This window comes from Kangiella profundi, assembly GCF_002838765.1.
Taxonomy (GTDB): Bacteria; Pseudomonadota; Gammaproteobacteria; order Enterobacterales; family Kangiellaceae; genus Kangiella; species Kangiella profundi.
In genome coordinates this window covers 1181401-1195446 of sequence record NZ_CP025120.1, presented here as the reverse complement: position 1 = coordinate 1195446, position 14046 = coordinate 1181401, and the positions used below count along the sequence as shown (strand labels likewise).

At 44.8% G+C, this 14046-nt stretch carries 6 protein-coding genes; 2 read left to right on the top strand and 4 right to left on the bottom strand.

Annotated elements, in window-relative coordinates; translation table 11 throughout:
• Positions 1–25: 25 nt before the first annotated feature.
• Together zipA and smc are read right to left on the bottom strand one after the other, a co-directional pair.
• Complete coding sequence (zipA, locus tag CW740_RS05590) at positions 26–1051, bottom strand: cell division protein ZipA (RefSeq protein WP_106646605.1); 1026 nt, start codon at positions 1049–1051, stop codon at positions 26–28.
• 31 nt (positions 1052–1082) lie between these two features.
• Positions 1083–4580: a chromosome segregation protein SMC gene (gene smc / locus CW740_RS05585; protein ID WP_106646604.1), complete on the bottom strand. Its 3498-nt coding sequence runs from the start codon at positions 4578–4580 to the stop codon at positions 1083–1085.
• Positions 4581–4751: 171 nt separating this feature from the next.
• Here smc and cysZ point away from each other — a divergent pair, with 171 nt between their 5' ends.
• The gene (cysZ, locus tag CW740_RS05580; RefSeq protein WP_106646603.1) at positions 4752–5555 is read left to right on the top strand and encodes a sulfate transporter CysZ; all 804 of its coding nucleotides are present in this window, start codon (positions 4752–4754) and stop codon (positions 5553–5555) included.
• 80 nt (positions 5556–5635) lie between these two features.
• Here the strand turns inward: cysZ and CW740_RS05575 are convergent, their stop codons facing one another.
• Positions 5636–8026, bottom strand: a complete 2391-nt coding sequence (locus tag CW740_RS05575; RefSeq protein ID WP_106646602.1) for a DUF7467 domain-containing protein — start codon at positions 8024–8026, stop codon at positions 5636–5638.
• Between the two features lie 659 nt (positions 8027–8685).
• Between CW740_RS05575 and CW740_RS05570 the strand changes: the two genes are divergently transcribed.
• Entirely contained in the window at positions 8686–9960 is a 1275-nt protein-coding gene (locus tag CW740_RS05570) for a GGDEF domain-containing response regulator (protein WP_106646601.1), read from the top strand.
• Positions 9961–9991: 31 nt separating this feature from the next.
• On the opposite strand, the gene hrpA is transcribed toward CW740_RS05570, so the two are convergent.
• On the bottom strand, positions 9992–13951 hold the full coding sequence (gene hrpA, locus CW740_RS05565) for an ATP-dependent RNA helicase HrpA (protein ID WP_106646600.1): 3960 nt from the start codon (positions 13949–13951) through the stop codon (positions 9992–9994).
• Positions 13952–14046: the final 95 nt, after the last annotated feature.

The window sequence follows — 14046 nt, the reverse complement described above, 5'->3', positions numbered from 1 at the left end:
CTCGTCTATGTTGGAATTGGTTGGGTTAATGTTTATTGAGCAGCTGACGACGTTCGAACTCACTGATTTGTTCTTTGTGGTGGGTTTCAATCTGACGACTAAAATTACTACGGCTACCATCAAGTATGCGACCACCAAGTTGTTGAGTGATTGCCTGAGCTGTCTTTACCATTAACTCGTAAGCTTGCATCGGTTTTTTAGGTCCTGGCAGTGTCATAAACAGAGCCAACCCTTTTGAATGCAAGTTTTCGATGTCATCTAAATCAAAAATGCCCGGTTCAAACGCATTGGCAAGGCTGAATTGAACGGCACCGCGACCATTTGCTTGGGCATGGCGATGGAAAATATCCATATCACCATGGCGCATACCTTGCTCAACCAGTGTTTGCACCAGTTCCGGACCATGATATGGCTTATCCTGAGGGGCGACGACATATAATGAGAAAATGAGATCAGGCTCAACCTCTACCGCAGGTTTCTCTTCTTCGACCTCTTCAAAAAGAGAGGTTTGCTTAGGCTGCTCTGGCTTAGATTCAACTTTTGGTTCGGTCTTAACAGCTTCTTTTGCAGCTTCACGCTTAAAATGCTCACTGGTAAATTCAAACAGTGCGTCATCTAGAACAGGAATATTGTCTTCATCAATAATTGGGTCTTTATGCTCGCCCACATCATTCGTTGCAGTATGTTGCTGAACACCATCACTAGCCAGAGGCTTTTTGGCTTGGGTTTGCTCTATATCTTCAGAGGCGAATGGCTCGGACATTTTTTCATTTACTTCGTCGGTAGCAGCTGTCGCATATGTTTGCGTATCAGAACTGACTTCATGGCTTTGGCCCGTTGATACATCGGACTTTTTGCCGACGACTCTGACTTCACCAATGCCATCAGGATCAAAACCGCCTTTGTCGCGCTGCTGCTCGAGGCGCTGCTCATAAAGCTCACGCTCTACTTTTTCTCGCCTAACCTTACTTCGACGTTTTGCATCGAAGTAAATAAAGCCAATAATAATTAAGCCTACGATTATCAGTAACAAAGTGAACTGCAAGTCCATCACTTCACCTTTTCATTCATTATATTAATTGTTAAGAAGCGGCTAATGCAGCTGCTTCATCTACGTCCACTGAAACCACGCGTGAAACGCCTGGCTCGCTCATAGTAACACCTAACAGATTGTGTGCCATTTCCATTGCAATTTTATTGTGGGTAATTGCAATGAACTGAACCTGATCACTCATCTCTTTCACCAGATTGGCATAACGACCAACGTTAGCATCGTCAAGTGGTGCATCAACCTCATCCAGCATACAGAATGGTGCAGGGTTCAAACGGAAAATCGAGAATACTAGAGAAATTGCTGTCAATGCTTTCTCTCCACCAGATAACAGGTGAATGGTTGAGTTTCGCTTACCCGGTGGACGGGCCATCACAGCAACACCTGTATCAAGCAGATTTTCGCCGGTTAGTTCAAGGTAAGCATGACCGCCACCAAAAACTTTCGGGAATAATTCCTGCACGCCCTTATTCACTTTATCAAAGGTCTCTTTAAAGCGGGTGCGTGTCTCGTGATCAATTTTACGGATTGCACTTTCTAAAGTCTCGAGTGCTTCAATGAGGTCTTCATGTTGAGCATCAAGGTAGGTCTTCCGCTCTTCAGCAGCTTTGTACTCTTCAATTGCTGCCAGGTTGATGGCACCCAGGCGCTGAATTTTACCGGTAATTTCTTCAATCTGATTCAGCCACTGCTGCTCATTTGCTTCTTCAGGTAGCTCTTCTAGAATCGTTTCGACATTAGCTCTGGCATCAGCAAGAATTTCAGACTGAGTATTCTGGCGAGTTTTGGCTTCCTGCCAGTCCATACGTAACTTTTCCAGACGAGAACGAACGCCTTGGGCTTGTTGCTCCGATTCATGACGTTGACGCTCCAACTTACGCATCTTGTCATCAATCTCTGACAATTTATTTCGTGCCTGCTTGAGTTCTTCTTCAACCAGCAAACGTTTTTCTAGTGCTTGCTCAAGTTCAATTTGATAATCTTCCGTTGGATCCTGTTCAGAACTTAATCGGTTTTCCAATTCAACTTTACGCGACGTTAACTCACCAATTTGAGAGTTGACACGCTCAAATCCAGCTCGGGTTGAATTAACTTCTGCTTTAACTGCACTGACACGAATTGCCAATTGATGCTGCTCGTCCTTAACTTGACGAGCCTGTTGTCTTTTAGCTTCTAATTGTGCACGCTTCTCTTCGCGCTCAGCAGTCATTTTTTCACGGCGCTCGTTATCATCCGCCATGCTGTCAACCATCAGCTCAATTTGTTGACGGCTCTTCGCTAACAACTCTTCGTCGTCTTGAAGCTGTTGCATCACATCGCGCTGCTCTTTCTGCAAACGCTCCAAACGATTTTTCGCCTGTTCCAATTTAGCCTGCTGGGAGCCCACTTTTGCGCGTAGCTCACTGTAGGTTCTACTGGCTTGTGCTAACTGAGATTGCTTCGATTGCCACAATTGCTCTTGCTCTGAAAGCTGTTCAGACAATCGCTCTTTGGTTTGCTCAAACTCTTCCAAAACTGCTTCTTGCTGTTCAATTTTTACTGCCAGCTCATTAAGCTCAGCTTCGCGCTCAAGAATACCAGCGCCCTGCTCTGACTGCTTAGATACTCTAAGCCAGTTTTTGCCTAACCATAGTCCATCTTGGGTAATGACCGATTCATCATCGGCAAGTTGAGCACGAATACTTATTGCCTGTTCTAATGAATCAGCAACCTTTACTTTACTTAATTGACCAGCAAGCGCATCCGCACCTTTGATTTTACTATGTAGAGTATTTGGGAAGTTTCCTGCGGATGATCCATCAGAAACTAAAATCAGTTTACCGCTGGCGAGTCCTGCTAATGAGTTTGCAAATTCGTGGCTATCTTTAACCACAACTGCTTCGAGATTTTCTCCCAAAACCGTTTCTGCTGCTAACTCCCAACCAGAGTCAACAGAGATATTTTGTGCAAGGCGAGACTTTGAATCCAGGCCCTGTTGTTTTAACCAGTCAACTGACTCTTCGCTTTGGCCACCAAGCGCAGCGCTTTGTAATGCTTCCAAAGAAATCTTACGAGACTCAAGGCCACGCAATTCTTTTCTAGATACTTCCAGTTTCTGGTTATGCTCACGCTGCTGCTGGCGGATCTGATTGATCTGCTCAACCGCATTGGAAACTTCTTCTTCTAATCGCTCTGACTGCTCTTCAGCCAAGCTTAATTCTTTCGCTATCTCAACCAGATCATTTTCCATTGGGCTGGATTCTTGCTGATTGATCTCTGCGCGGATATCTTCAAGACGTTTGGTATAGCGAGCAATATGTGACTCAAGGTGCTGAATCCGAGTTTTCTCAACTTCGGTTTTCTGTGCATTTGCATGAGCCTGTTGATTGAACACATCCCAGTCCTGTTGCCACAGGCGCATGTCTTCTTCCATATCCTGTAGCTGTTGCTGCTGCTCTTCAACCTGCTCTGTTTTCAATTCCAGATCTGGCTCAGATTGCAACAACTCAGTCATTAACTCTTCTAGTTTAGACTCATCGAAACGTAACTGTTCACGCAATTTATCCAGCGAGCTTTGAACCTGTGCCTTATCTTCCAGTAATTGAGATTTTTGCTGGCGGGCATGCTCGATGGCCTGCTCTAAACGAGCAATGTCAGCACCGATTCCATAGAAGCGACCCTGCACTTCACTATGAGCATCAGTTAATTCAATGTGTAGTTCGCGAGACTTTTCGATTTCACTATCAGCGTGACGTTGATCGGCAATTTTAGCCTCAACTTCGGTTTCCATTTTCTGGATAGCATCATCTAATGCTTCAATCTTACTGTTGAAGGTCTGCCAGCGGATAGCTGCTAACTGCGCTTTTAACTCTCGCTCTTCAGCTTTGTATTCTTTATATCGTTCGGCAGAGGTTGCCTGACGCTTGAGGTGAGATAGCTGTTTACCAAGCTCTTCTCGTAAATCGGTTAATCGGTCTAAATTATCACGGGTATGACGAATACGGTTTTCAGTTTCCTTACGACGCTCTTTGTATTTTGATATACCAGCGGCTTCTTCGAGGAAGATGCGTAACTCATGAGGTTTTGACTCGATAAGGCGAGAAATCATGCCCTGCTCGATGATTGCATAACTGCGTGGACCAAGACCGGTGCCCAGGAAAATATCAGTGATGTCTTTACGACGACAACGAGTTCCATTCAAGAAATAGCTCGATTGAGCTTCGCGGTTAACCATACGCTTGACGGATATTTCGTTGTAGTTGGCAAACTCGCCTTGTACAGTTCCGTCAGAATTATCAAAAACCAGCTCAATGCTGGCCTGGCCAACAGGTTTACGTCCGGTTGAGCCGTTGAAAATCACGTCAGTCATTGCATCACCACGAAGGTTCTTTGCAGATGACTCCCCCATTACCCAACGTACCGCATCAATAAGGTTCGACTTACCACAACCATTAGGACCAACAATTGCGGTCAGGTTACTCGGCAAGGATACCGTGGTTGGATCTACGAATGATTTAAAACCTGCTAGTTTAATTTGTTTTAATCGCATCTATGTTATTCGTCTATTTTTTAGTCAAAAGCCAACCCAACATTTTGAACGAACTGGCAATATTATTAATTGTATGAAAGGCCCTGTTACATTTGCAGGGTTATAATCTAAAGCGTTTAAGTGTAAATTATTTTCATCCAATAAGCACATAGTAAACGTAAAAAAATCCACATGGCTCAAAACACTTTTCATGGCGCCCACTATCTCGCCGACGGTTTCCGCATGTTAACCCAAAAAGGCATCAAACGGTATGTCTTGATTCCTTTAGCAATCAATTTAATTTTACTATCTACTGCATTGATTTTATTGGTTTCTCAGGTTTCCAGTTGGTCGCAATGGGTTGAACAGACTATTGCAAGCTGGGGGGCCTGGGAATGGCTAGGCACAGCTCTTGCCTGGCTTATGTGGCCAGTGGTCATTCTGGGTGGCATTCTGTTTATTTTCTTCTTTTTTGCGATGCTCGCAAACTGGATTGCAGCTCCTTTCAATGGACTGCTTGCAGAGGCGGTTGAAAACAAGCTGCACACAACTGCTGGATACGATGAAAAAGTACTTCCAGAGCAAGGATTCTGGGCATTGGTTAAGGATATCCCAAGATTGTTCGGACGCGAATGGATTAAGCTTAAATACTACATTCCCAGAGCTCTTGTCTGCTTACTTATCCTTTTCATTCCACTTATTGGAGCGCTAGCCTTCCCTATTATCTGGTTCATTTTCAATGCATGGATGATGTCGGTACAGTATGTCGACTATCCGATGGATAACCACAAAATCCCTTTTCAGGATATGCTAAAAGCATTACAGCAAAAGCGTGGCGGCACTTTTGGATTTGGCGCCATGGTGATGTTGATGACCATGATTCCCTTTATCAATCTGCTGGTAATGCCTGCCGCGGTCTGTGGTGCAACTAAGATGTGGTATGAGCATTACAGAAAAGACATGTTGGGCAGCCAATCTATCAAAGAATATCGCTAATAAAAAACGCGCCACATGATGTGGCGCGTTGCGGGTTTAGTGGCTAGGAGACTGCCACTTGGGGGTTAAGGACTAATTTGCTATTGAGCCTGAGGTTCAGTCTCGATTATCAAGCAGGCAGTAGCTCCTACGAAACTACCTTGCCCGTCGTCAGTTTTGATAAAGATACTTAAGCTATCGAAATCACTGAGAACACCAGCAGCTATACCGCTACAAACAGTTCTATCTTCAGTAGGATCGCTTGGTACCAAGTCGCAACTACCTAAAGGCTGACCAAACTGAGTAGGACCGTCATGGTATACCCAGGCTTTACCAGATCGAGCTGTATTACCTTGTGCTGCTTTAACAACGAACTGTTGAACAATCGCACCTTCAAGGAATGGCACTACGACACCCACTTCAACATGATGACCACCTTGTTGGCCAAGCCCCATGTATTTACCTTGCGAGCCAATTGTCTGGTCAGTCGCGAAGCATAGTAGGTTTGAACCACCACCAGCTGGTCCAGTTTCACCTTGTGGACCTTGAGGACCCATTGGGCCGGTAGCACCAGTGTCACCGGTATCACCTTTCTCGCCCTGTGGGCCTTGAGGACCCATTGGTCCCATTGGACCTTGAGGGCCTTGTGGGCCTGTGGCACCGGTATCACCCTGTGGACCTTGAGGACCTTGTGGACCTGTGGCACCGGTATCACCCTGTGGACCTTGAGGGCCTTGTGGGCCTGTGGCACCGGTATCACCCTGTGGACCTTGAGGGCCTTGTGGACCTGTAGCACCGGTATCACCCTGTGGACCTTGAGGACCTTGTGGACCTGTAGCACCGGTATCACCCTGTGGACCTTGTGGGCCTGTGGCACCAGTTTCACCTTGAGGACCGGCTGGACCTTGTGGGCCTGTGGCACCAGTTTCACCTTGAGGACCTGCTGGGCCTTGTGGACCTGTGGCACCAGTATCACCTGTGTCACCTTTAGGACCTTGAGGGCCTGTGGCACCAGTTTCACCTTGTGGACCTGCTGGGCCTTGTGGGCCTGTGGCACCGGTATCACCTGTGTCACCTTTAGGACCTTGAGGGCCTGTGGCACCAGTTTCACCTTGAGGACCTGCTGGGCCTTGTGGACCTGTAGCACCAGTATCACCTGTGTCACCTTTAGGACCTTGAGGGCCTGTGGCACCAGTTTCACCTTGAGGACCTGCTGGGCCTTGTGGACCTGTAGCACCAGTATCACCTGTGTCACCTTTAGGACCTTGAGGGCCTGTGGCACCAGTTTCACCTTGAGGACCTGCTGGGCCTTGTGGACCTGTGGCACCAGTTTCACCTTGAGGGCCGGCTGGACCCTGTGGGCCTGTGGCACCAGTTTCACCCTGCGGACCGGCTGGACCGGTATCACCTTGTGGGCCTGCTGGGCCAGTATCACCTTGTGGGCCTGCTGGGCCAGTATCACCTTGTGGACCTGCTGGACCGGCTTCACCTTGTGGACCTGCTGGACCGGTTTCACCTTGTGGACCTGCTGGACCGGCTTCGCCTTGTGGGCCTGCTGGGCCTGTGTCACCTTGAGCACCTTGAGGACCTGCTGGACCAGTATCACCCTGTGGACCTGCTGGACCAGTATCACCCTGTGGACCTGCTGGGCCAGTGTCACCTTGAGGGCCTTGAGGTCCTTCTGGACCAGCCTCACCTTGTGGGCCCTGCGGACCAACTCCACCAAGAGTAAGATCATAAAGATCGATTTGCTGTGCAGGACCACCAGATTGACCAACAAAATCAACCAGAGTAAAACTGCCGTATACATCACCTAATATTAATGGCTGAGAACATGAGGTATGTAGACCAATTGTTTGGCTCAGACCATTTTCACTGAACTCAACATTTAACTGGTTACCCCATTTACCAGACACCGATGCAGTAAATGTCACATCTTCGCCTGGATAGATCATCGAAGGATAATTCCACTTTTCTGAATCTCTTCCAAATGCGTTAATTGTTGTTGCACCAATAGCGCCTGTCATGTCGCCTGAACAGGTAGCCCCTTCTTGCGAACTGTAACCGCTACAGTCACTAGGCGTGTACATAAAGGTTAAGGCTGAAGGTTTCTCACCACAAACATCGATCCCTCCTTCAACGACTATTTTCAGTAGATAGTCTCCAGAAGGAACTGCGGGCGAACCATTATTGACATATGGCAGGTCCACGACTAGACATTGAAAGTCGGTTGGATCAAGAGGTGGAGCCGGATTGAAAGCCATCGCATCACAAGCTGACTGATCTGCACTAATAACCAGAGGGCTTGAGTGCGTACCAAAATATATTTGCGGATCATCAAATCCTGTACCCCAGATTACCAAATTACTTGGAGCTTCATAGGGATACGGCTGCACCTCATGAATTTTCGGTGCTGCTAAAGTTAGTTGAGTTGACACTAGTAAACCTAGACCCGCCAAGGGAATACCCAGTGCCTTTAGATTAGTGTTCATGAAATAATCCCTCCATTGAACATCCATTGTTAAATAACCTCCCAAAACCCAACTAATTGACAAGCTATAACTCATCAATTAGTAGTTTTAAGAACTCAGTGAACCCAAAGTTAGTAAGGCGTCTTTGTTAACCAAGAATTGAATTACTTGAGAGTATTAAAGGCGTTGTTACAAATTTAGGACTCTGAGTTGAAATATATTTGTTACAGACAAGGCTGTCGAATGTCCAAAATTGATACATTTAGGAGTGATTAAGAAGCTACTAATGTTAAAAAAACTGACCCTTATAAACGATTCTTTACAGTGCCTATTTAGACAATATTTGTGGTTCCTTTATTATCCACACCGCAATGCAAATACGCATTAAGATATTGTTTTTAGGATTCTTTTGGGGCTCGTTTAAAACCACAATAAATGATGATGATTATCAAACGCAGCAGCCAGAAGTGGATCCTAAGGTTTGATATTGTCGGATATCAATACAGTGAAACAGATCAAATTTTGAGAATTAACCCAGCAAATTTTACATTTAGTTTTTAACCCCGCACATAAAACCTTTTAGAGTGTGATTAGGAGTACTAAAGCTGAGGGTTAAGAATCTGTGCATTTAAGGATCAGCTCCTATACAATCTCGGTACTGGAATAAAGATACTAATACTTTGAAAAACATACTCGTTGTAGATGACAGTAAATTTTTCTGCGCATTGATTGAAAAGAAAATCACAGAAAGCCTGGATTACCAGGTTATGTCTGTTGGTACCTATGCGAGTGCAGAAGCTTTACTGGATGTCCTGGATATTGAACAGATAGATGCCTGCCTGGTAGACTTTCGACTGCCCGATGCACCTGAAGGCGAAATTGTCCAACTCTTGGCCAAAAAACGTATCCCTACCATTGTTCTAATCAGCGATATTACTGCCGAAATTCGAAACTATATCTGGAAGTTCAGAATCGTTGACTATGTTATCAAGAGTGATAACTATGTAACCGAATATATTATTGAGACACTGCAGCGTCTGCAAATCAATCCAAGCATAAAGATTGCACTAGCTGATGATTCTAAAACCAGCCTACGGATCATGAGCACCTTGCTAAGCGTCCATAAGTATCAAACCCTACAATTCAATGACCCTCTTGTGTTGATTGAACACCTAAAGCAGCACAGAGACATTAAGCTGGTGATTACCGATTACGATATGCCTGCGATGAATGGTTATGACCTCACCAAAAACATTCGCCGTTTATATAGCAAACAGGAACTGGCTATTATAGGTATGTCCGCACGGGATGACGTTTTGATGTCAGCCAACTTCCTAAAGTATGGTGCCGATGACTTTATTATTAAGCAGTCGTTTTTAGCTGAGGAATTTTATTTACGGGTTGCTGTAAATACCAGCCGCGTTATTGAATACGAGAAATTGACGACGGCAGCAACCAAAGATTATCTCACTGGCCTCAATAACCGACGTCACTTCTATGAGCTTGTTGAAGTTATGCATAGCTCTGCTTACCGTCATTCGACGCCTGTTGCCTGCGCACTGGTAGATATTGACCACTTCAAACAGGTGAATGACACCTACGGCCATCAGGTCGGTGATGCCGTATTAACCAAGATTGCGCAGATTTTACAAAGCTCCGTCCGCAAGTCAGATGTAGTAGCCCGTTTCGGCGGTGAAGAATTTTGTATGTATATGGTGGGTATTAATCGCGAAAACTCACAAATATTCTTCGACAAGCTTTTAAAGCGTATTGAAGGAACGGTCATTGATGTGGACGGCCTGGAAATTAGTGTTACCGTCAGTATCGGTGTCAATATCAACCACCACCATGTTCTGGATAGCATGATAGAAATTGCTGATAAGTGCCTATACGATGCCAAGGAAACCGGTCGAAATAAAGTGGTCATTACTCCAGAGGAACCAGGCAAAGCCTGATCTGCAACTAGCTCCAACTATTCATTACACCCTAATAATAAATTTTCTCAAGTTCATCAAGCTGCTTCTGTAAACGTTTTGCTGAGATCGGAAAACGAGTCTTTTGACCTTGAGCAAACAGTGAAATTCTAAACTCCTCCAACATCCAGTTAAATTCATCAACTTCAAATGCTGGAATGGCTTTATCCTTCCCTAAGCTTTCTCGCACATCGACCCAGTCAGAGATCACAATCAAAGATTCAGCTTCTTTAAGCGGGTTCAACTTAGCCCTTTCTATTCTCTTTTCGATGGCGGAGAGATAACGTTTAAAATCTTTTATTTTTTCTCCACCAAACCTGAAACAAAATCCCGGCTGGAATAAGTAGTCGCACTGACCAATGATATCTTTTCGCGTACTAGTTAGAGAATTACCCATTCCTTTGGCATCCGCCAATACAGAAGCTCTTAATTGAAGTACCTGAACCAGATCATCCAGCATTGCTGTAGTAGCAGGCACTAGTTCCTTTTCTGTTCTCTGCGAAATCGTTTGGTACTCATTCTTATTATATGGAATTTCATTCTCGACTATAGCTCGTAAGCAAGCCATTGCCGCATCATCTATAAGCTCGTCAACGTTCCCTAAAGTACTTACCGACAGGATTAACTTCTGCTTGTTATGATATTTCTTTTTCATGTAACCAAGCAATGAGGCCTTTTCAAGCGCTAGTAATCGGCAGACACCACGAACATGTACATTTTGTGCCTGCTTTTTATTAACTACGGCTATAGCCCGAACCTTATCACCACAGTCTTCGAGCGCATAAGTGACTGGAATTTTAGTACCAGCCTCTTCCACCATTCCTTCTTTAACAAAATCATCGGGCCAGCTGGTATAAGTTTGTGGTTTACTATTCTGCTTTTTACTAACATCAATCTTGGCTTTTTTAATATCCTGGGACTGCTCAAGACTACGGCCACTTTTAAGAGTTTTACCCTTATCATCAACAATGTCGAATCGCATTAAATAATGCTCAGGCAAACTCAGCTCCTGCCACGCTTCTTTGGGAAGAATTACCCCAGTCATTTTGAATAGGTGACGACTGATAATATCAATCAAACTGCCCTGCTGCTCTAACACCTGTTCATAACAGGCCTGTGCAAACTGCGGAATTGGCACAAAGTTTTTACGGAAACGTTTCGGCAAGGAACGAAGCATGAATTCAATTTTTTCTTCCAACAGTCCTGGAACTAACCGTTCAAAATCGGAATCTTTAAATTGCTGGCTGAGGGAAAGCGGCATTTTAACCGTAACACCATCTTGAGGGTGCCCAGGTTCAAAGTGATAACTTAAAGGCAGCTCTATGGATTTAACCATTAGCGTTTCGGGGTATAAATTTGCATCCTGCTCTTCGGCCTTAAACAAAACATCTTTACTCAAGGATAGCAGTTGATTGTTCTGTTGTTTACTTTTCTTAAGCCATTGATTCAGCTGTTTAACGTTGCAGATATTCTCAGGCAAACGCTTGTCAAACCATGCAACCAAATCACGCTCATCAGCTCGCATATCCGCCTGTCTGGCCTTAGCGACTTCCTGCTCCACTTCGTTCCATAGTTGCTCGTTCTTCTGCTGAAATTCATGACGAGCATCAAGCTCTCTTCTGACAAGGCCATGAAGAATAAACAATTCACGACACAGCTCTGGCTCTACTGCCGAATAGTCGACGGTGCGATTTGAAACAACCTTTAGCCCCAACAAAGTCTGCTGCAACGATGCAACCACCGTACCCCGCTTTTTCTCCCAGTGAGCATCAAAATAATGGCTTTTGATCAAGTGCCCACCGATTCTTTCAATCCAGGGCGTTTCTATCATGGCTGTCAAACGCGCATAGTTCTGGGTAGTCTCAACAATCTCAAACGCCATTACCCATGGTGGCTGTTTTTTGAAATTGGCCGACTGTGGGTGAATCATGAAGCGTGTCTGGCGCGTACCAAGATAGCCTTTCTCAATATCCTTTTGTCCAATAAAGCTCAATAAGCCAGTCAATAAAATCGAATGTAACTTGGCATAATAAACTTTGTCATCAGGGTTGATGGGCTCTGCTTGCTTTTGAGTCTGATGATGTTCTGACTTAACTAAAGTCTTGAGTTGACGGTAAGTGCTTCGCCATTCCCTATAGGCATTGAAATTGATTAACTCTTCCTGACAGTAACGGCGGAATGCATTGTTCGACAGGTCATCCTGCTGCTCATGCAGATGATCCCATAAATTAATAATCGCTATGAAGTCGGATTGTGGATGCCTATACTTAGCATGCTTCTGTTGGGCCAGCTCTTTCTTTTCAAATGGCCATTCCCTTGGGTCTTTAACCGACAGGAAAGCCGTAAGAATTAAAGCCTCACGGACACAGGATTCATTCTGAGCAGCCAGTAGGATTCGAGCTAAACGAGGCTCAATCGGCAATCGGGCCATTTTACGACCAATGGCGGTCAGCTGTTTTTTGCCATCCACGGCCTGTAATTCAGATAATAAATTTAAACCATCACTTATTTGCTTTGGTGCTGGCTCATCAATAAATGGGAAGGCCTCAATATCACCAAGGCCCAACTGCTTCATTTGTAAAATAACTGCAGCCAGGTTCGTACGTAAAATTTCGGCATCGGTGAATTCAGGACGATTGAGAAAATCTTCCTCTTCATATAGACGAATACATACACCGTCAGCTATACGACCACAACGACCTTTCCGCTGATTAGCGCTGGCCTGAGAAATTTTCTCAATCGGTAAACGCTGAATTTTATTGCGGACCGAATAACGACTGATGCGAGCGAAACCCGGATCTATAACAAATCGAATGCCAGGTACTGTGACCGAGGTTTCTGCTACGTTGGTCGAAAGGATAATGCGACGTTTACCACCTGAGGGGTGAAAAATCTTTTCCTGTTCACGCATTGATAATCGTGCATATAGAGGCAGCACTTCACAGCCTTGAAAGCGTTCTTTGCGTAAAAATTTGGCCTTTTCCCGAATCTCAGCTTCGCCTGACAGGAATATCAATATATCGCCTGGAGCATAATTGATAAGTTCATCAACTGCATGTCCAATGCGTTCAACTTGCGGGCTAGGGTTTTCCTCATCATCAGGTCGATACCAGACATCAACCGGGTATGTGCGACCACTAATTTCCAGTATTGGAGCAGGTTTACCGTCAATTTCAAAATGTCTGGCAAAGCGCTCTACATCAATGGTTGCAGAGGTGATAATAACTTTTAAATCAGGGCGCTTGGGTAGAATATTTTTGATATAGCCAAGCAGAAAATCGATATTCAGACTACGTTCGTGAGCTTCATCAATGATCAAGGTGTCATACTGTCTTAGCAATGGGTCATGAGTTATCTCATTTAATAGAATCCCATCAGTCATTACTCGAACAGGTGTTATCGGGTTTGACTGATCATTAAATCGAATGCTGTAGCCAACTACCTCACCCAGATTGGCTTTTAATTCTTCTGCAATACGACGGGCCACACTGGTTGCAGCAACTCTTCGTGGTTGAGTGTGTCCAATTTTGCCATGAACGCCTAAGCCTAGCTGTAAACATATCTTTGGTAGTTGAGTAGTCTTACCGGAACCTGTTTCACCAGCGATAACTACCACCTGATTTTCTTCAATGGCTTTACGAACATCGTCCCTGGCCTGACAAACCGGCAGGGCCAGATCAAATTCGATATCCGTTGGGATGATATTTTTACGTTGCTCAACAATTCGCTTAGAGTCATCCAGTAACTTTTGAGCCTTTTCAGTCAACTTACTTACCGGTTGGTTATTTTTTTGACGCTTGGTGATAACTGACTTGAGTTTTGACAGCTCAAACTGATCCACTAGCTGACAGTCTGCAAGCTGTTCAGCTATCAGTTTCTGAATGGGAGGGTTCTTCTGGTTAGAATTCTTATTATGTTCGATCCCAGGCTTACTTGAAGGTTCGTTACTAGAATCGTTAGGAATTTTTGACATAAACGGCAATTAACACTCAGTCAATTATTGATGGACTTAAACAAACAGGCTCCTGCCAGTTGCTGGTTGTATCCAGCCACCAACAGGAGCTTGAT